Here is a 20,775-nt window from a genome sequence, read left to right as displayed (position 1 = left end):
TAATGAAAAAACCTTTCTGGGTAGAAAAATCGTTAAAAGAAATGACAGATCAGCAGTGGGAGTCACTTTGTGATGGTTGTGCGCGTTGCTGTTTATTAAAACTGGAAGATGAAGATAGCGGGGAATTGCATTTTACCCGTGCGAGTTGTCGTTTGCTCGATATTGAGACCTGTCGTTGCAAAGACTACAGTAATCGTAAATTCAGAGAGCCGGAATGTCTGGCAGTTCGTCAAATGGAGCTGGAAGAATATCGATGGCTTCCACAAACCTGTGCTTACAGATTAATATCTGAAGGTAAAGAGCTGCCTGAATGGCACCCGCTTATCAGTGGTGATAACAATAGTGTAAAACAGGCGGGGATATCCGTTGAGGGTTTTGCTTTGTCAGAAGAATATATTCATCCTGATCAGTTAGATGAGCTTATTGTGGAATTGGATACGATGATTAAATAAAAGTTTGATTTAAGAGACTGAATACTTTCTGCCTGATTTTAATCAAACTTGACCTTGATAATTTTATGGCTTTCTTCAAGAATATATTCGAGAAATGTTCTAGCAACCAGAGAAAGCTTTCTGCCTTTCAGGTGAACCGCGTACCAGCGTCGTTTTAAAGGGAAGCCCTCTACATTAAGCACGGTTAATTTATTGACCTCACGCTCTAATTGCACACTATGCAGTGAAAGAACAGCGATGCCTAACCCCGCCATAACAGCCTGTTTAATTGCTTCACTACTACCCAGCTCCATATAAGGCTCTATTTCAACTCCGTGCTCTTTCAGTAAATTATCAAATACGTAGCGTGTTCCTGAACCCGATTCACGTATTAGGAATCGTTGCCTGGCTAATTCTTTTAACGTGATATGTTTTTTATTTGCTAAGGGATGGCCAGCAGAGGCAACAATACCGAGAATATTATTAAGGAACGGGTAGGTTTCCAAATTATCATCTTTTGGTACCTGCCCCATAATGACAAAATCATCATCATTATTCATCAATCGCTCAATAACCCGTGCACGGTTAGTGAATTTTAATTTGGGCTCTACATCTGGATATTTTTGTAAAAAGGTGCCTAATAAATTAGGTAAGAAATATTTTGCGGTGGTCACTACAGATAAATGGAGAGGACCTTTAACTTCACCTTTTAGTTCTTCTATTGAATTTTTTAATGAATCAACTCTATTTAAAATATCGCTGCTTGCTTCGTACATGGCTTTGCCGGCAGCCGTGAGGAAAATTTTCTTACCCACTTTTTCAAAAAGTGGTAATCCGGTCTGTTCTTCAAGGCGTTTAATCTGAATAGAAACAGCAGGTTGCGTAAGAAATAGTTCTTCAGCAGCTCGTGTATAACTGCCCAGTCTGGAGACCGATTCAAATAATTTTAATTGTTGAAAAGTAAGATGCATAATTCGAACCATAAACAAATGTAAATGTATTTTATAACAAAAAGTAATTTTCTTAAATGAATAAATACGCCTATATTTCGGTTCTGCCTAATTTACATCACCTTTTGTTGAGGTGTTCTAGGTAAAAAATACTTAATTCTGATTCTCCCCCTAAAAAGAGGTTGTTCGGAATTATTGATAGTAACTGTCGAGGAAACCAACATGGCAAAGACTTATAGCGCTGGTGTTAAAGAATACCGCGAAACGTACTGGACACCAGAATACTCTGTTAAAGAAACAGATATCCTGGCTTGTTTTAAAATCACTCCACAGGACGGTGTTCCTCGTGAAGAAGTAGCAGCAGCTGTTGCCGCTGAATCTTCAACGGGTACATGGACGACTGTATGGACTGACCTTTTAACTGACCTTGATTACTATAAAGGCCGTTGCTACGCGATCGAAGACGTACCAGGTGATGACACTTGTTTCTACGCTTTCGTTGCTTACCCAATCGATTTATTCGAAGAAGGTTCTGTTGTAAACATCCTTACTTCATTAGTTGGTAACGTATTCGGCTTTAAAGCACTACGTGCACTTCGTTTAGAAGATATCCGTTTCCCTGTTGCATATGTAATGACATGTAATGGTCCACCACAGGGTATTCAGGTTGAACGTGACATTCTGAACAAATATGGTCGTCCTCTTCTGGGTTGCACAATCAAGCCTAAGCTTGGTCTGTCTGCTAAGAACTACGGTCGCGCATGTTATGAAGGTCTTCGTGGTGGTCTTGACTTCACTAAAGATGACGAAAACGTTAACTCACAGCCATTCATGCGCTGGAGACATCGTTTTGACTTCGTAATGGAAGCAATCCACAAAGCAGAAGCTGAAACGGGTGAGCGTAAGGGTCACTACTTAAACGTTACAGCTCCTACTTCAGATGAAATGATGAAGCGTGCTGAATATGCTAAAGAAATTGGCGCACCTATCATCATGCACGATTACCTGACGGGTGGTCTGTCTGCGAATACTCAGTTGGCACAATGGTGTCAAGATAATGGTATGTTGTTACACATTCACCGTGCAATGCACGCTGTACTTGATCGTAACCCGCACCACGGTATTCACTTCCGCGTATTAACTAAAGTATTACGTCTGTCTGGTGGTGATCACCTTCATTCAGGTACTGTTGTTGGTAAGCTTGAAGGCGACCGTGACGCTACATTAGGTTGGATCGACATCATGCGTGATTCATACATCAAAGAAGATCGTTCACGCGGTATCTTCTTCGACCAGGACTGGGGTTCAATGCCTGGTGTTATCCCGGTTGCATCTGGTGGTATCCACGTATGGCACATGCCTGCATTAGTTAGCATCTTCGGTGATGACTCTTGCTTACAGTTCGGTGGCGGTACATTGGGTCACCCTTGGGGTAACGCTGCAGGCGCTGCTGCTAACCGTGTTGCGGTTGAAGCTTGTGTTGAAGCACGTAACTCAGGTGTTGAGCTTGAGAAAGAAGGTAAGGATATCCTTACTAAAGCTGCTTCTCATAGTCCAGAGCTTAAAATTGCTATGGAAACATGGAAAGAGATCAAATTCGAGTTTGATACGGTTGATAAAATCGACGTTGCTCATAAATAAGCAACTCCGACTTAATCATCAAGCGCAAGGTATTGAGCTTCAATACCTTGCTGCTTAATCAAATTTAACTAATTTTTTGGAGTAAATCACATGAGTGATGTACAAGATTATGAATCAAGCTTAGGCGATGCTGCTATAAGCCGTAAATATGAAACTTTTTCTTACCTTCCTACATTAACTGCTGAGTCGATTCGTGCTCAGATTCAGTACATTGTAGATAAAGGCTGGAACCCTGGTATTGAACATACAGAACCAGCTCACGCAATAAGCAACTACTGGTACATGTGGAAGCTACCTATGTTTGGTGAAACAGACGTTGATGCTATCCTGGCTGAAGTTGAAGCTTGTCATAAAGCACACCCAGAGAACCACGTTCGTCTGTTGGGCTTTGATAACTTTGCACAGTCTGCTGGTACAGCTATGGTTCTTCACCGCGGCGTTTCTGTATAAGGTCGCTTAGGTAATATCTAAAGTACGTTAAAGCCTCTGCCGGACGTATATCTGTCAGAGGCTTTTTTCCCTATAATTCACAATATATTAACTAATAAAAGAGATTTGATATGGCACGTCCTGATAAATATGTTGGTGTTCAGAACGAAGTCAATGGTGGTATGACCACAATTGGTAAAATTATTCGTGATGCATGGGTATTTGGTTTAATAGAAGAAACAGAAACCTGCGAAGGCTGGAATTTTGCGGGTGTTGATGCCTTATTAGATAAGGTAAATAAAGAATGGGATAAATATGGTTGCTTAGTGAGTAATCTACCCCCTGAATTATCTGAAAAGCATAAAAGAATACATGATAAAGCGATAAAAGAAGCTCGCGCTTCAGGTTGGAACGGAGAAGTAGAAACAGAGGATGAGAAATAAGTATTCGTAAAGTTTTTATCTATGTCGTGATTATGATTGCGATATATGTAAGCATTTTAGAAAAAAACTGAGAACATAAGATTAAGCTAAACTAAGAGAGAGTGACCATGTCCGTTACTGAAAATGTTGTTGATGCAGACCAATATAGAGTCAAAGATGAGCCTTATTACGAGGCAGTTGGTGATGAAATAAAGTTATATGAATCTGCATATGATGTACGTATGCCGATGATGATTAAAGGTCCTACAGGTTGTGGTAAGTCTCGCTTTGTTGAGCACATGGCATGGAAACTGGGTAAACCTCTTATTACCGTTGCGTGTAATGAAGATATGACGGCATCAGATCTGGTAGGTCGTTTCCTGCTTGATAAAGATGGTACTAAATGGCAGGACGGTCCATTAACAACAGCTGCTCGTATGGGCGCTATTTGTTATCTGGATGAAATTGTAGAAGCACGCCAGGATACAACGGTTGTAATTCACCCGTTAACCGATCACCGTCGTCAATTACCTTTAGATAAAAAAGGTGAATTAATACAGGCGCACCCGGATTTTCAGCTGGTTATTTCTTATAATCCAGGCTATCAATCATTGATGAAAGATCTAAAACAATCTACTAAACAACGTTTTGGTGGTATGGATTTTGATTACCCGATAGAAGCCACTGAAATCAATATCGTATCGAAAGAATCCGGTGTTGATATGGCAACCGCTGAAAAATTAGTTCACATCGCACATCGTGCACGCAACCTGAAAGGTCACGGTTTAGATGAAGGTATATCTACTCGTTTACTGGTTTATTCAGGTCAGTTAATTGCTAAAGGCGTAAACCCATTAGATGCGTGTAGTATGACAATGGTTACACCTTTAACGGATGATCCGGATATGCGTGATACATTAAACGCAGCTGTTGAAACATTTTTTGGTTAATATTTTTTGACGCGAAGACGCGCAGACACAGAGAAAAATAATAGTTAAAACATTATTTAATCTGTCATCTCCGAATGCTTGTGTCGGGAATCCAGTGACTTTTAAACCTTAAGGTTGCTGGGTACCAGGCACAAACATTCTGGGACGATGATATATTAAAAATTCTGTGACTTTGCGCCTCTGCGACGAGGCTTTAATTCATGAGTATTAAACTCGAAGACTACGAAGAATTTCTTTCTGAAGCCGCGCCAGAAATTCGTGATGTACTGGAAAGCACTTTTCAGGAAGCCTCACGGGTTATGTCTCCTACTGGCTTGCAAGAGTATATGGACGGTGCAAAAAGTTTATGTAATCTGGGTCGTGGCGCGGGTGTGGTTACTTCTTATCTTCAGGAAATGCCGTTAGTTGCAAAAGAATGTGGTGAAGATGTAATTAGTGACTGTTTAACTGCAGCCATGAAATTATCTTCTATGACATCTGCCGAAGTGGTAACTTTACTGTTTGCCAGTATGCCAACAGCCGCACGCAATTTAGGCGATGCGGAACTGTTCCGTGGTTACCTTACATTAATTCATCAATTAGCTTCAACGGCATCTCGTGGCGTACGCCCGATGTTAAATCATATTGATGAGTTGTTATCAAAACTAACCCTCAGTGGTTTGCGTCGCTGGTGTAACTTTGGTTCTCAGGCGTATCGTCGAGATTTTGATAACCTTACGGCATACTTTAATCTTGAATCTGCTGATAGTCGCGCCATGTTACAAAAAGAACGTCGTGGCATTCTGTTTATAAAAACCCAACGTAAACTAAATTTCTATTTACGCGCGTTATGGGGACGTGATTTTTTCCTACGCCCAACGGGTGCTGACTTTGCAGATTTTCGTCCATTTATAGAACATCGTATTTTACATTTACCTGATGCTCTGGATGATTGTGGTAGCGTAGCGGGTTTAGAGTTATATCGTGCGACAGCGGCGCATATGGCTGCACATATGATGTATTCAAGTGAGCCAATTTCTGCGGAAGGTTTAAGCCCGGCACAGATGTTTTTTATTGGTCAAATTGAAGATGCTCGAATTGAATATAAAGCCACACAGGAATTTCCCGGCCTGAAGAAATTATGGCGTTCATTAATGGAAGTTACTCGTGAGGAGCAGGGGCACGATAAAGCCGAGCATCCTACGATGCTTATACTTGAGCGTTTTGCCATTATGTTACTGGATAGTTCTGTAACCGGTGATGATGAAGAGCTGAATGAGCTAGCTAAAAAATTCCATGATGGAATTGAAGACAACAAAGATAATAATCAATTTTGTTGGCATTTAGGTTTAGATGTTTTCAATTTGTTTATGAAACGTAAAGAAGTACCAAGCTTACGTATACTTGAACGTATTGATATAGCCTATCGTGATGACAATCGTTACGTCTGGGAATTTGAAGAATTCGATGCAGATGTCGAATTTGAATATGTTCCAGCCAGTCAGCGACAAGTCAGAAAACAGGTTAGTGTTATCGAAATGGCTAATGAGGTTGACTGTGAACTTGCCGGTGATGACGCGCAGGAAATCTGGACATGCTCAACCAATATGCGCCCCTATGAAGATGACTTAACCGATGGGCAGGAAAGCTTCAATGATATGTGGGGCAAAGAACCGGTTTCTGACCCTTTTCACTATCAAGAATGGGATTATCAAATTCAGTTACATCGCCCTGATTGGGCAACCGTGTATGAACGTCGCCAACCCATGGGGATGGTAGAAGATATTACTCAGATTATTGATGACTACCGTCCCGTTGCTCATCGCATTAAACAGATCATTGATTTGTTAACACCAGAAGGTGTGCAGCGTCAGCGTAATATGGAAGACGGTGATGAAGTCGATATCAATGCCGCAATTGATGCAATGGTGGCAATTCGTATGGGCGAACAACCTAATACACGTATAACCATGCGCAACGTATTAAAAACCCGTGATCTATCCGTGGTGTTGTTACTCGATTTATCTGAATCAACTAACGAGCCAATGAACGGTTCTGAAAAAACAGTTTTACAGTTAACTCGTGAAGCGGCGACTTTAGTTGCAACCGCTATCGAAGGCATCGGTGACCCTTATGCGATTCATGGCTTTGCATCTGATGGCCGTCATGATGTTCAGTACTATCGTTTTAAAAATTTCAATCAGCATTTTGATGAAGAAGCTAAGTCCCGTCTTGCAGGTATGCAAGGAGGGCTTTCAACTCGCATGGGTGCCGCATTACGTCATGCAGGTCAGCACTTATTAAAGCAGCCTGAAAAACGTAAACTGGTACTGATGTTAACGGATGGTGAGCCAGCTGATATTGATGAGCGTGATCCACAGCATTTACGTCATGATACGAAGAAAGCAGTTGAAGAGTTGTATGGTACAGGCGTGTTAACTTATTGCTTAACACTTGATCCAAATGCAGATGATTATGTGAAGCGAATCTTCGGTGCTAATAACTATACAGTTATTGATAACGTAGATAAATTGCCAGAGCAGTTGCCAACCTTGTTTGCGAGTTTGACCGCTTAATGATTAATGCTATTAGGATAACTCATGCCTCTGGTTAATATGCGCGATATGCTCTATCACGCATATGAGAATAATTATGCGGTTGGTGCTTTTGATTTAGTCAGCCTGGATTTTCTAGAAGCGGTAATTGATGCGGCAGAAACCTGTCGTTCAGCGGTTATTCTAAGTATTGCGGAGCCACATTTTGCTCATTATGATTTTGAGTTAATGTTACCTGCAGTTGAGGCAGCAGCTAAACGTGCATCTGTTCCTGTTGCTATTCAACTGGATCATGGTAGTAGTCTCGAAACAACCATCAAAGCGATTAACCTGGGATGCAATGGCGTCATGCTGGATGTATCCAGTCAGGATTTTTCTGACAATATAGAAAAAACCCTTGCGGTGGTTGATGCAGCACATGGCTGTGGTGTTTCTGTGGTTGGTGAACTGGGTTATGTGGCAGGTAAAGTGGGAGAAGGTGCCGAGCAGCATCCAGGTGAGAGTGCTTTTACTATTCCCTCGGAAGCAAAAGCTTACGTAGAAAAAACCGGTGTTGATTTTTTAGCGGTTTCTATTGGAACAGTTCAGGGCCGAATGGATGGACGGGTTAAGCTCGATTACGCGCGACTTAAACAGTTGAATCAGGCGGTAAATATACCGTTGGTAATTCATGGTGGGAGTGGTTTGAATGAAGACCAGTTCCATAAATTAACATCCAATGGCGTTGCAAAGATAGATTATTATACTGCGCTTTCAGATATAGCTGCTAAAGCTATGTGTAAGGGTTGTAAGGATAATCCAAAGGGTAGTTTTACCGACCTTAAAAAAGATGTAAAAGATGCAATCTGCATTGAAGTTCAGCGCTGCCTTCGTCAATGGGGAAGCGCAGGTCGAGCAGCAGAAGTGCTTGAGCGGTGTGAGCCCTGGTTAACGGTAGAGCACTTAATTGTACATAATGTTATTGCCAATACGTCTGAACCACTAAACAATATAATGCCTGAAGGTAAAGAGTTGTTATCAAAAATACCCGGGGTTCGCCAGGTTTTTACCGGTGAGGCAATGCAGGATAAAAGCAGGTATCAGTTTTGTTGGTTAGTTAATTTCACGCATAAAGCGGCGCTTGATAATTTTCGTGAAAACCAGGGCTTTAGTCAGTTTTTGAGTCGAAAGTTACGACCGAATACGAGCGATTTAGTTATTATGGATTATAAAGAAAGTTTATAGATTTAAAGGTAAAATACTGATATTACCGATTTCGTTGATGGTGTCTCTATGGCGCTGATCAATAAGTAACATAGCCTGATAGAATTCATTATTTAAACGTTTTTGAATCTCTTGCATGTCGCCACCATAAAAAATCACACGACAATCCATATGTTGTGTTAATGACTCACGTTGATTAACATTAACTAAAGGATGCCATGATACTCTAATTAATCGACCACCTTCATCTCCGCGAGTCGCGTAGGCGAGGCTATCAACAAACCAGATTGCATTCATCTCAATGATGGCAAGATATTGCAATGAGCGGATAGGAACAAATAAATGACTCGACTTGTTTCTCTTAAGTAATGTGTGAGCTAAATTGTATGTTTGAGATGGCAAACGGGTTTGCTGATAAAAGAACTCATCAGGTGTAAAAAAAGATTGTGTATCATGAGCTGTCATAACATTAAGTGTAGCATTATAAGATTTCTTCGCTAGCTCTATGTTCTAGTTTTAATTTGTATATAAAATAAGGGTGCCAGGCGCCCGGGTTTAAATAGGGTTATTATGTCTAAAGATGTTTTTATTTTTGAAGCGACTGAAGCTAACTTTGATCAGGTTGTAATACAAAATTCAAATAAAATACCGGTTATTACGTTATTTATGGGTGTCTGGTCAGAGCCCTGTTTTGTTATAAGTGAGATTTTTTCTAAACTCGCGAAAGAATTTCCCGAGCAGTTTATCTTTGCTAAAGTTGATGTTGATGAGCAGCAGACATTACGTGAGCAGTTTAAAGTTGAAAATGTACCTACCATACTGGTTATTCAAAATGGTGAAGTTTCACTAACCTCTGAAGGTTTGTTAACTGAAGATGAGGCGCGGGTGTTATTAAAAGGAGTTAATGTTTTTAATGTCATTGATGAAATACGTGAGCAGGCTCGCACAAAACACATGAGCGGTGAGACAGAAGAAGCCGTTATTCTTTTAGGCAAGGCCATTCAGCAGGATCCGGCTAATGTCAATGTGGCATTAGATATGGTACAAATATTTATAGATGTAAAGCAAATCGAACAGGCGAATGATTTGTTTGATAAAATACCTGATAGCGCCAAACAGAGTGAAATGGGCAAGTCTATTACCGGACAGCTTACGTTTGTTAATCTGGCTGAGGCTAAACCTGATATTAATTCATTACAACAAGCTTTATCTAATGACGAGAATGATAAACAGGCACGATTTGATCTGGCTATTTGCCTGACGGCTGAATATGAATATGAGAAAGCGATAGATCATCTTCTTATGTTGCATCAACAAGACGAATCCTTTCAGGACGGTGCTGCGAAAGAATTAATAATGACGCTTATTGGTATGTTAAAAGATTCCCGCCCTGAGATATCGAGTCGTGCTCAACAGCGGTTGTCTAATTTACTTATTAAGTAGTTAGTAAACAGAGTAATTGAAGTGATAAGTTTACAGTTTTAAGTTGCGCCATACATCAATCTGTAAATTTATTACGGCTGTTTGGCCGCTGATTAAGCTTAGTAAAATACCTGGTCTAGTTGATCTGGTCTCCTGTATGTCTAAATAACTTAGGCATTTCAGTTAGTTACTTAATGTTATTATCTGGCGTATTCGTTTATAGCTCTAGACATTAGTGTGTATCTGATTATATACAGTTATTCTCTATAACTTCTTGAATTTTAATGAGATTGTTGTATCTTGACTGTATCGATATAGGAAAGCTCATGACACAAGATACTGCTCCAAACACAATTTACCTGAAAGACTATACGCAACCTCAATACTGGATTGATTCTATCAATTTGCATTTTGAGCTAGGTGAAGATGAAACCCGTGTTGTATCTGAAATGGAAGTTCGTCGAAATACAGAGTTGAATGGGTCACGAATATTAGAGCTAGATGGGGAAAATCTGGTTTTAGGTTCGGTATTAATAAATGAAAAAGCCCTGAGTGACGGTGAATTCAGTGTTACAGATGAAAGTTTGTGGATTCCAGATGTACCAGACAGTTTTACTCTACAAATCGAAACGTTTATTAAACCCCAGTTAAATACCTCCCTTGAGGGCCTGTACAAATCCTCAGGAAATTTCTGTACTCAGTGTGAAGCACAGGGATTTCGAAAAATAACTTATTATCTTGATCGCCCTGATGTGATGGCGAAATTCACCACAACTATAGTTGCGGATAAATCAAAATACCCGGTTTTGCTATCGAATGGTAATCCGGTTGATACAAATGATCTGGATGATGGTAAACACAGTGTTACCTGGGAAGACCCATTTAAAAAACCCTGTTATTTATTTGCCCTGGTTGCCGGTGATTTAGAGTGTATAAAAGATACTTTTATCACTATGAATAAACGTGAGATCGACTGTCGTATTTATGTTGAAGCACATAATATTGATAAGTGTGATCATGCTATGCGTTCCCTTAAAAAATCTATGAGATGGGATGAGGAAACCTTTGGTCGCGAATATGATTTAGATATTTATATGATTGTGGCGGTTGATGATTTCAATATGGGCGCAATGGAAAATAAAGGCCTGAATGTATTTAATTCAAAATATGTTTTAGCGCGTCCGGATACCGCAACCGATACTGATTTTATTAATATAGAAGCTGTTATCGGTCATGAATATTTTCATAACTGGAGTGGTAACAGAGTTACCTGTCGTGACTGGTTTCAACTAACATTAAAAGAAGGTTTAACCGTTTTTCGTGATCAGCAATTTACCTCTGATATGAATTCCGCCTCGGTAAAACGAATTGATGATGTAAATGTATTACGTACCCGTCAATTTGCAGAAGATGCTGGGCCAATGTCTCACCCTATTCAGCCAGATTCTTATGTGGAAATTAATAATTTTTACACCGTAACTGTTTATAACAAAGGTGCGGAAATTATTCGTATGATTCATACCCTGTTAGGAAAAGAAAACTTTAGACAGGGTATGGATATTTATTTTGAACGACATGATGGTGAAGCTGCAACCACAGAAGATTTTATTAACGCGATGGAAGATGCAAGTGACATTGATCTGACGCAGTTCCGCCGCTGGTACCATCAGGCAGGAACACCTCAGCTGGATGTTCAATCTGAATATAAAGCAGATGAAAAACGTTTAAGTTTATCTGTTAAGCAATCATCAGAAACTAAAACCAATAAACCATTTCATATTCCATTAAGTGTCAGTTTAATTGATTCAGATGGAAGCGAACTTAAATCAGCGGCGCAAATAGTAGATATAACTGAAGCAGAACAGGTTATAGAATTTGAAGATGTAGAAGACAATACAGCGGTCTCTATTTTACGAAACTATTCTGCACCGGTTAAACTAAATTACGCTTTGAATAATGAGCAGCTTGCTTTTTTAGTGGCAAATGACAGTGATGAGTTTAATCGCTGGAATTGTGCGCAGCAGCTTGGCCTGAATATAATGATGGCGCTTATTGAAGATTATCATCAGAAGAAAACCTTAAATCTGGATGCTTTTTATATCAGTACATTAAAACAGGTGCTGATTGATGAGTCTCTGGATAAAGCGTTGGCTGCTCGAATTTTAAGTTTACCCAGTGAAGATTATATGGGGCAGAACCTGCCGGTTATTGATGTAGATGCAATTTACCAGGTGCGGGAGTTCTGTAAAAAAACTTTAGCGTTTGAGTTAATGGATGATTTCGTCGCGGTGTATAAATCCTGTCAGGATGATGAATATACTCTTACACCACAGGCCATGGGGCAGCGTAGTTTAAAAAATATCTGTCTGTCATATATGATGTGCAGTGAAACTGAAACTGCAAGAAAAACAGCAATTGAAATGGCTCAGCATCAGTATAAAAATGCCAGCAATATGACCGATCAAATTTCGGCTTTACGTTGTCTGGCGCATTATACCGAGCAAGAAGGCGGGCAGGTATTAGATGATTTTTATCAACAATGGGCTAAAGACTCACTGGTTATTGATAAATGGTTTATGGTGCAGGCAACTGCGACCGGCACGAATGCATTTCAATCAGTACAGGCATTATTAGAGCATGATGCATTTGATTTAAATGTGCCTAACCGGGTGCGATCTCTTGTTGGTGCTTTTACACAGGCTAATGCGGTGGAGTTTCATCACATGTCTGGTCAGGGTTATCAGTTTCTCGCGGATATTGTTATTAAATTGAACACAACGAACCCGCAGATCGCCGCACGTTTATTACTGCCACTTATTCAGTGGAAAAGCTACGATGTAAATCGTCAGTTAATGATGAAAGCACAGTTGCAGCGCGTCTCGGAAACACCTGATCTGGCTAAAGATGTTTTTGAAATAACAGCTAAAGGTCTGGCAGGGTAAGAGACTTAAAGTTAATATAATTTACGTCCTCTTTACGTCCTATTTATGTCCTTTTTATGTCCTGGATCTAAGCAGATTTGAGATCCTGTGCTATTCTCTGGTATTACTTGGGTATTGTGATACAGGCTGTATCTTGAAATACCTCTATAACAATAATAATAAACAATAATAATAAACTATGAAAAATTCCAGCAATTCATCCAGTGATAATACTGGATCAGGGAATATATCAAAACTTGATAAAACTCCCGTCATACTGATTGCAGATGACGATCCATCAATGCGCTTAGTCCTCAGACATTCAATGGAGCAAAGCGGCTATCATGTTATTGAAGCGGCAAATGGCCTTGAGGCTTTGCAGGCCGCGATACGACAAATCCCCGATTTAATCTTGATGGATGCGGTTATGCCAGAAATGGACGGCTTTCGTGCAACTGAAGAAATCAAAAAGATAACTGACTGTACGGATACCCCTATTTTAATGGCCACGTCTCTGGATGATGATCGATCCATTGCCAGGGCATTTGAAGTAGGTGCATGTGATTATGTTACCAAACCGTTTAACTGGTCGGTGTTGAAACATAGAACAAGTCGTATGTTATTTGCCGCAGATGCGGAGCGTAAAATTCGTCATCTGGCTTATCATGATGCATTAACTGGCTTACCGAATCGCATGTTATTTATGGATCGTATTGATCAGGCGATCTCCAGAGCGCAACGAGAGAAGGGACAGTTTGCATTATTATTTCTCGATATTGATCATTTTAAGGTGATTAATGATTCTATGGGGCATGCTGCGGGTGATCAGTTATTAAATGTTGTGTCTCAGCGCCTGATTGAAGTGCTGCGTAAAACAGACACCATTGCTCGACTAGGTGGTGATGAATTCACCATAATTATAGAAGACCTGGAAGAAGCTGAGTCCGTCGTATTAGTGGCAAAAAATATACTGGCAATGCTCGATAAACCGGTTCAGGTTAATGAAAAAGAAGTTCATATTGGCGGTAGTATCGGAATTGCACTGTACCCGCAGGATGGTGAAAACTTTGGCACATTATTAAAACACTCAGATACTGCTATGTATCGAGCAAAAGAGCTGGGTCGTCAGACATTTCAGTTTTATGCTGATGAAATGAGTCAGAAAGCGATGCAACGCCTGGACCTGGAAAACCAGATTCGTAGTGCTTTAAAAAATGAAGAATTTACTGTTTATTATCAGCCAAAAGTAAATCTGGTGTCTGGTCAATGTCAGGGTATGGAAGCACTGGTACGTTGGCAGCATCCTGAAAAAGGCATTATAACACCGGATGATTTTATACCTCTTGCAGAAGAAACAGGTCTGATTATCCAGCTGGATGAGTGGGTGATGCGTACAGCCTGTGATCAGTTTAAAAAATGGAAATCCGCTGGATATCCGATCAATAACCTGTCAGTTAATGTATCAGCCAGACATTTTAAAGAGGGCGGGTTATTAAAACACTGTAAAAAAGTACTGGATGATATTGATATTTCTCCGAAGTTTATAGAAATAGAACTAACTGAAAGTGCACTGGTCGATAATTATAAAAGTGCTAAAGAAATACTGACTGAAATTCACCAGATGGGTATACGAATTGCCTTAGATGATTTTGGTACCGGTTATGCGTCTATGTCATACCTGAAAGAATTTCCTTTTGATACAGTGAAGCTCGATCGTTCATTTGTTCAGGGTTTACCTGATAATGTGGAAGATGCAGCGATTGTTAAAGCCATGATTCAGCTGGCTGAAGCACTTAAATTAAATATGGTAGCGGAAGGTGTAGAGACAGAGCAGCAGAAATATTTTCTTGCGGATCATTGTTGTGCTTATGGGCAGGGTTATCTCTGGTCAAAACCCATTCCCGCTGAAGAATTTGAGAAGATATATTTTAAATAATTAATTCTTTCACCGAGTAGGAGTTATCGTCAGCTAAAGCTAACTCCTACAAAAAATCCTAAGATGTCATTCTTTTAACAATCTTTTTACGCTTTTGTCGTATTTCATATATAGCAACAGCGATAATAATAAAAGCAGAAAGAGAAACTACAGAAATTATAATGACATATTTTTTTTCATAAATTTTCACAGATTCCTGTTTTTTCTTTGAGTGGTTTTTTTTCGTAGTGTTTTGTTTTTTCTCTGTATTCTTTGTGTTTATATTTTTAAGTGTCTGATTTTTTATTTTTGTCGTTAAACTGTTATATATAGACATGTCCATATCGCTGTTTTTTAATTCTTTCTGCATTTTATTGTATGCAGCCAGCGCTTCTTGCTTGCGGCCGGCTTTTTCAAGCTGGTCGATATTACTCCAGTGTAAATACCAGTAGTCACTGTCACTTTCACCGTTTCCGCCCAGTGCGAGTTCATTTTGAATGGCTTTAATTTTTAGATCCTGAGGCAGACCATGTTTCATGGTATTGAATATAGATGCGCTAAGCTGATTGTCTGATGTTTTTCTCTGCTCGATTGCTTTTTTATAAGCATTGTTTTTATTGTTCAGGTGGCTGTTTGACAGTGTTTTATTTTTGGCTTCAGCATAGTATGAGGCAATATTTCTGTGGTGTAGTCCTCTAATGAACCAGTATACGGCTTTGTCTGAATGGCTTTTTTCTAAGGCATCTAACTGGCTCCCAATGTTTAAAAGTTCAGCTCTTTGCTCTGCTAATGGCAGTGTTATGTCTTCACTATAATATTCGGTAATGCGATCAGCCAGACTGTTATCTATTGTGGATTTAACTTGAAACTGTTGTAAAAAACTGGTGTTAGCTAAACACACAGAAATAGATGTGCTTATTAATAAACATAAACCAGTGATACGAATAAATAATCTAGTATTTAACATTTGCATGTAAATGATCTGCTTTATCAAATGCATCGGGTATGCCATTCTGAGGTTCAATATCCTGTTTAAATTCTTTTGTGGTCATAGGTCTGCCATTGGTTTCAAGTTGCCAGTAGGCATTTATATTCGATTTATTTTTTTCCAGAGCATTCCATAAAATCCAGTAACCAATAGATGATTGTCGTGAGTTGGAAGGAGCCATAATAATTAAGTCAATTGCGCCACCACGCTGGTGTATTCCATTAACTGCGTTGCTATACCATTCGTTTCGCTCCGGGTTGCGCCAGCCACTGGTAACCCATAACTTATTATCGGGTATTTCTAATCTATTATTTTTCAAATCCTGAAATGAGCTTGATGACTTTAATTCTTTTAAACTTTGTGTATAGGCAGTAGTAATTTTATCAGCCAGATCCAGCATTCCATCATTGATGATTAATTTATACCGGCTTTCGGTTAATGGGTTGCCTTCCAGTTTTTCAGGCTTTTCTGGAATATTGGTTATCTCATCTCTTTTAGGTATCGGTATATGACCGTTTTCTCCACGGCCATAACGCTTTATATCATAGTGATTAATATATTCCTGTCGAATCATGTCAATACGATCCATACTTAGGTTCGTTTTATGTGTTGCAATCTTTTTACCCTTTTCAGTAATTGAGACTATGACATCATATGAAAATTTCGGGTTATATTTTTTCTCGTCTATATTGCGAGTTCCACCACCGTACTTTCTTCTGTTACCCTGCGGGCCTTTGCCTTTTTTGTATATGGATGGTTGATGTGCGAACGGTGCAGGCCTGAAAATGAGTTGTTGCCTGTTCTGTATGGTTTTATCAAGTGTTGATGATTTCCAGAGATAACCTGAATTTAACATACGTCCGTTACCATTAAATTCAGATAGTAACTTGATCGTACCGTGTTGTTTATCGTTAACTTTAATGCTCCATTGTATAGAGTGATTATCATCTGGCTTTTTTATAAGTTTTATAACGAATGGTGTTTGATGACCGATAGGGTTTTGTTTGCTGGAATGTTTAATGCCCTGAGTAAGCAGCTGTCCTTCTTTGATGATAATAAATGAATGAACGGCGTTGCTATCGGGGTTTGCTGAACTGATGACGGATAGGTGTTTAGAGTTTGTTCCAGCCAGGCTCAGTTGACTGTAAATAAACGCGATAAATAGAGTTGTAAACTGAATTGTTCGTCTAAAAATTGAGCCCTGCATTCCCTTTCTCGATCATGGTTATTGCATGAGATATAGCTCAGTGACGTCCCTTTTTCAAGTTTCTGGTGTAATTATCCTATTATTAATGTGAGGCAATACAGGGTTTATTTACAGATCTCGCCAGATCGCATTCCAGATAGACAGAACTGGCTACATTGCCAGAACCATAACGGTTGTTTGAATATAACGTATAAATCTGCTCATTGTAATTCGTACAAACTGTCCATTCATCAAGCTCGTAATTAACAAAAGGCGTATAGGTATACTCTTCGATAATGGCTTTTAAACTGAACTGACCCTGTTCGTTAGTAGAGCTGAATTTTTTAGCTTTAAGGCAGAGTTTGTCACCGGGCACAATGCTTAACATGATTTTTGCATTGTTAATTGAATTATCAGCAAATTTTAAGACACCATTAAAGTGCGGACTAACGCTACGATTTTGTGTAGTAAAACTGCAGCCCGTTAAAATAAATGTGAATGCAAAAGTAAGTATAAAAATAATTTTAGCGAACATGGTTTTATCTCTTCTCATTGTCTCTACAAATTACCAGTTATATGAATAGTTCCAGGTCAAAATCAGTGTGCGTAAGGTAGGGAATAGATCCTGCTCGGTCTGTAAACCCGTTGCTGAATCCGGATGGCTATCGCCTATCTGCGTATAATACTCTACACCAATACTATGTTCACTTCCTTCACTATAGGTTTTGCCGTATTTAAAACCAAGAGTATAAGCTTTGAACTCGGCGAGCCTGAAATCAGCACTGGCAAAATCGGGTAATGCTGCGCTACTGCTTAGGCTGTGTTGATAAAAACTGGCAGCTGATTGATCGTAAAATCTGAAGTGTGGCTGCAGGTAATAGCGATCATCTAGTCGGTAGCGATATTTCACATCAGTTGTGCTGGAATTAATACCCCATTCGTCCCAGTAGTATCGATATGAAAGATCGAGCACGTCACCCTGCATATATAATTTATAAGCAAAATAAATATTCTGAATTTCACGCTGGTCTGGTCGATCTTCATAAACATAATCGAGTGTAGCGCCTAATTGAGCATTGTTTAGATCATCAATAACACTCAATATCTTATAAGGATCAGCAAGGTATCCGGATGCATTCGCCCATGAGTATTTTGCCTGTATGAGTGAGTTTTTATTTATAACCTGATTGAAACCAATGTGTGCACCTGACTGACGACGTGATGTGCTGGCTACACCTCGTGGTTGTAAAGCCCCTGGCGGTTGCATTGAGGCAAATGCAATGGGGATACCACCAACTGGATGTACTCGATTATATTCAAAGTTTAAACCCGCAAGTAAAGTCGTGGCGTGTTGATTAAAATCCTGTAAAAACTCGATTCCTGCACCTAGAGACAGATAGTCAAACTCCATTGAGATATGTGAAGAATAATTTAATTGCAGGTCGTTGTTTACTTCTGATTCATACGCCAGACTAAACGCCATGCGTGTATCCATGTGTGTATCATCTGCAGGCAGTTCATTCGCATCAACGCGATAACTGCCGCTGCCTGAAGCCATAGTGAAAGTTTGCGGTACATTACTTGCGGTTGCGCCATTAGGGGTTGCACCGGTTATAACATCAAAATCAAGTTGTAGAGAAATGGTGTCACCGTCATTCAGCTCTCTTTCGCCATTGATTAGAAACTCAATGCCTGTGTTTCTATCCTGTTCGATATAATTCATTACACCCAGATCAATAAACCAGGGTTTGGTTTCAGCGTTTGCAGTTGAACCTAATAAACAGCAACAGGCAGAAGATAATGAGGCTTTTATTGATAACTTAGGCATTAATTGCACCCACATCCACCACCACTAAAACTCTGGCCTCCGCTTGAGCCTTCTTTGCTGTAATAAAAATGAGAATCCATAGCTGAGTTTATTTTATCTGAATTAAACTGCATTTCTTTTTTTGACAGTTGATCACGTTCCCAGGGTTTTATATTGGAGTCACTGCATGCTGAGAGGTTTGTTATCAATAATAAATAAAAACTTATGAATGTTATTTTTTTGTACATTTTTATATAACTACTTCATTTATAAAATAATAAAAAGCCAATTTTAAGTTGCTCCCAGGTGCTTGTGTCGGGAGTCCAGTTACTATGGGTGTTGTAATGAATATCGTTAGTCAGAAACTCGATTGCGTATATCAATGTTAATAATACTAACTGGGTCGAATTCTAAAGCTCATAAAACCCCATATAAAAGTGAGTAAACCAATAAGAGTTCCATATAAATCATAATAACGATAAGAAAATTTACGGGTTCTGGTTAACTGTTCTTCGGCAACCCCGAACGCAGGCAATATTTTTCTGGGTATCCAGCCGTTTTCTTTATTATTTACTTTGACATGGTCCCAGCGCAGGCCGTTTTTCGTCATAGAATTTTGATAAATAAATATTTCGCCTTCGGGTAAAATACTGATGACTTCAGAGTTTTTATCTGGTTTTTTATTGAGTTGAGTATGATTTTTAAGCACTTCAACAAATAAGTGTTCAGACTGATAAAGTGGTTCATACCAGCGTTTTTTGAAAGGCAGGTCGGTGTAATGATTAAAACTCGCAAACAGTAATAATGCTAAACCAGAGCCAAATAAACCGCTTAATATTCTGAGTAGGGTTCTGGAGATAAAATCAATGCGTAACAGGTAATAAGCAAACGCAATTAAAGTGCCTGTTTGTAATAAAAGTATAACAGGGTAGTCGGAGGGTATATTAGTGGTTTCCTGAAACCAGCTAAAGGACATACCTGAATCCGCCAGTAAAAAACGAAAATAATACTGATATACAAAAAATAGAGCCGCCATGGTCATCAGTACATAAGTAATGAGTTCCAGCTTCTGACTTTTTAATAATGGCAGAATGGAGTCGGCTTTTATATTGGATATCAGATTTTCATATTCTAGCCAGTCACAGCTATACAGAGAAATGCCTTTGCGTTTACCGACAAGGTTTAAATCTTCTTTTTCTTTAAGCTGAAATTTTTCAGTGTCTATACGTGCAAAAGTGGAGTGAGTAATCAATACCTGGTTTGCATCTGCGCTATTTTCAACCTTGGCTGCAACATTAACAACATCGCCAAAAATATCATCATACTCAACAATGCCTTTACCAGTATGAATGCCTATACGGGTTCGCAGACTAAAGTATTTATCTCTGGCGCGCTCAGCTGCCAGTTGTTGCTGAATGGCAATGCCGGCTTTAACTGCATTTTCAGGTTTGCTGAATGACGCCATTATTGCATCACCCAGTGTTTTGATTATTTTACCGTGGAATTTTCGTATAACTGGAAACAGCAGTCGATTGTGGCGATCCAGTAACATACGTGCATTCACATCGCCACGTCGTTCCCAGTGACGTGTTGAGTGTTCAATGTCCGAAAATAAAATGGTTACCTGTTTTCGAGACTTTTTGATGACTTCGATGGTGCTTTTATCTGTTAACATTGTATTTTATAAAAATCTCATGCTTTAAGGATATGACAATGTTACGCGTACAAAGTCTTTTATTATTATGTTCACTGGTTGTGCTCAGTGCATGTTCTACATCAGCGAAAGGCCCGGTAACCAATAGAGAATATAAGGTGCAAATGGGCGGCTGGCAAGATATGGATGAATATAATCGACTTAGAGATAAAGCAGTGCAGGATAAAAGCCGTACTGAAGACGATATTATTGACTGTAATGTGGTGGATTGCCCCGAAATGATTCGTAAGAACGGAACGGAATAGCAGTCGTCAGTCATTAG

Annotated in this window: 19 protein-coding genes; 11 read left to right on the top strand and 8 right to left on the bottom strand. The window is 39.4% G+C overall.

Going from position 1 to position 20,775, the window contains the following annotated elements; translation table 11 throughout:
- Positions 1-2 precede the first annotated feature (2 nt).
- Positions 3-452: a YcgN family cysteine cluster protein gene (locus DIZ80_04860; protein ID RDH84799.1), complete on the top strand. Its 450-nt coding sequence runs from the start codon at positions 3-5 to the stop codon at positions 450-452.
- A 38-nt stretch (positions 453-490) separates the two neighbouring features.
- Here DIZ80_04860 and DIZ80_04855 read toward each other — a convergent pair whose 3' ends face one another.
- Complete coding sequence (locus DIZ80_04855; GenBank protein RDH85040.1) at positions 491-1,405, bottom strand: LysR family transcriptional regulator; 915 nt, start codon at positions 1,403-1,405, stop codon at positions 491-493.
- 198 nt (positions 1,406-1,603) lie between these two features.
- Between DIZ80_04855 and rbcL the strand changes: the two genes are divergently transcribed.
- The 6 genes from rbcL (at position 1,604) to DIZ80_04825 (ending at position 8,581) form a co-directional block, all read left to right on the top strand.
- Positions 1,604-3,022 carry a ribulose-bisphosphate carboxylase large subunit gene (gene rbcL, locus DIZ80_04850; GenBank protein ID RDH84798.1) on the top strand — a complete coding sequence of 473 codons (1,419 nt, stop codon included), beginning with the start codon at positions 1,604-1,606 and terminating at the stop codon, positions 3,020-3,022.
- A 90-nt stretch (positions 3,023-3,112) separates the two neighbouring features.
- Positions 3,113-3,472 (top strand): ribulose bisphosphate carboxylase small subunit, encoded by a 360-nt coding sequence (locus DIZ80_04845; protein ID RDH84797.1) that lies wholly within the window; start codon positions 3,113-3,115, stop codon positions 3,470-3,472.
- A gap of 110 nt (positions 3,473-3,582) precedes the next feature.
- Positions 3,583-3,894: a hypothetical protein gene (locus DIZ80_04840; GenBank protein ID RDH84796.1), complete on the top strand. Its 312-nt coding sequence runs from the start codon at positions 3,583-3,585 to the stop codon at positions 3,892-3,894.
- A gap of 107 nt (positions 3,895-4,001) precedes the next feature.
- Positions 4,002-4,823, top strand: a complete 822-nt coding sequence (locus DIZ80_04835) for an AAA family ATPase (GenBank protein ID RDH84795.1) — start codon at positions 4,002-4,004, stop codon at positions 4,821-4,823.
- A 200-nt stretch (positions 4,824-5,023) separates the two neighbouring features.
- Positions 5,024-7,378 (top strand): VWA domain-containing protein, encoded by a 2,355-nt coding sequence (locus DIZ80_04830; GenBank protein RDH84794.1) that lies wholly within the window; start codon positions 5,024-5,026, stop codon positions 7,376-7,378.
- A 24-nt stretch (positions 7,379-7,402) separates the two neighbouring features.
- Positions 7,403-8,581, top strand: coding sequence for a fructose-bisphosphate aldolase (locus DIZ80_04825; protein RDH84793.1), 1,179 nt, complete (start codon positions 7,403-7,405; stop codon positions 8,579-8,581).
- Here the strand turns inward: DIZ80_04825 and DIZ80_04820 are convergent.
- Positions 8,576-9,025, bottom strand: coding sequence for a hypothetical protein (locus DIZ80_04820; GenBank protein ID RDH84792.1), 450 nt, complete (start codon positions 9,023-9,025; stop codon positions 8,576-8,578). The genes DIZ80_04825 and DIZ80_04820 overlap by 6 nt on opposite strands.
- A 105-nt stretch (positions 9,026-9,130) precedes the next feature.
- Between DIZ80_04820 and DIZ80_04815 the strand changes: the two genes are divergently transcribed.
- The 3 genes from DIZ80_04815 to DIZ80_04805 all read left to right on the top strand — a co-directional run bounded on the left by DIZ80_04815 (position 9,131) and on the right by DIZ80_04805 (position 14,839).
- On the top strand, positions 9,131-10,003 hold the full coding sequence (locus DIZ80_04815) for a co-chaperone YbbN (GenBank protein RDH84791.1): 873 nt from the start codon (positions 9,131-9,133) through the stop codon (positions 10,001-10,003).
- Between the two features lie 305 nt (positions 10,004-10,308).
- Entirely contained in the window at positions 10,309-12,924 is a 2,616-nt protein-coding gene (locus DIZ80_04810; GenBank protein RDH84790.1) for an aminopeptidase N, read from the top strand.
- Positions 12,925-13,102: 178 nt separating this feature from the next.
- A complete protein-coding gene (locus DIZ80_04805; GenBank protein ID RDH84789.1) occupies positions 13,103-14,839 on the top strand; it encodes a hypothetical protein in 1,737 nt (578 codons plus the stop codon).
- A gap of 58 nt (positions 14,840-14,897) precedes the next feature.
- On the opposite strand, the gene DIZ80_04800 is transcribed toward DIZ80_04805, so the two are convergent.
- The 6 genes from DIZ80_04800 to DIZ80_04775 all read right to left on the bottom strand — a co-directional run bounded on the left by DIZ80_04800 (position 14,898) and on the right by DIZ80_04775 (position 20,474).
- Positions 14,898-15,791, bottom strand: a complete 894-nt coding sequence (locus DIZ80_04800) for a hypothetical protein (protein RDH84788.1) — start codon at positions 15,789-15,791, stop codon at positions 14,898-14,900.
- Positions 15,772-17,013, bottom strand: coding sequence for a hypothetical protein (locus DIZ80_04795; GenBank protein RDH84787.1), 1,242 nt, complete (start codon positions 17,011-17,013; stop codon positions 15,772-15,774). Before DIZ80_04795 ends, DIZ80_04800 begins: the two co-directional genes overlap by 20 nt.
- An 82-nt stretch (positions 17,014-17,095) precedes the next feature.
- A complete protein-coding gene (locus DIZ80_04790) occupies positions 17,096-17,545 on the bottom strand; it encodes a hypothetical protein (protein ID RDH84786.1) in 450 nt (149 codons plus the stop codon).
- A 12-nt stretch (positions 17,546-17,557) separates the two neighbouring features.
- Positions 17,558-18,835, bottom strand: coding sequence for a hypothetical protein (locus tag DIZ80_04785; GenBank protein ID RDH84785.1), 1,278 nt, complete (start codon positions 18,833-18,835; stop codon positions 17,558-17,560).
- On the bottom strand, positions 18,820-19,047 hold the full coding sequence (locus tag DIZ80_04780; protein RDH84784.1) for a hypothetical protein: 228 nt from the start codon (positions 19,045-19,047) through the stop codon (positions 18,820-18,822). Before DIZ80_04780 ends, DIZ80_04785 begins: the two co-directional genes overlap by 16 nt.
- A 146-nt stretch (positions 19,048-19,193) precedes the next feature.
- The gene (locus DIZ80_04775) at positions 19,194-20,474 is read right to left on the bottom strand and encodes a hypothetical protein (GenBank protein RDH84783.1); all 1,281 of its coding nucleotides are present in this window, start codon (positions 20,472-20,474) and stop codon (positions 19,194-19,196) included.
- A 38-nt stretch (positions 20,475-20,512) separates the two neighbouring features.
- Between DIZ80_04775 and DIZ80_04770 the strand changes: the two genes are divergently transcribed.
- Positions 20,513-20,758 (top strand): hypothetical protein, encoded by a 246-nt coding sequence (locus DIZ80_04770; GenBank protein ID RDH84782.1) that lies wholly within the window; start codon positions 20,513-20,515, stop codon positions 20,756-20,758.
- Positions 20,759-20,775: the final 17 nt, after the last annotated feature.

The sequence above is a fragment of the endosymbiont of Galathealinum brachiosum genome (assembly GCA_003349885.1).
GTDB lineage: Bacteria > Pseudomonadota > Gammaproteobacteria > SZUA-229 > SZUA-229 > SZUA-229.
This window is presented reverse-complemented; position numbering and strand designations above follow the sequence as displayed.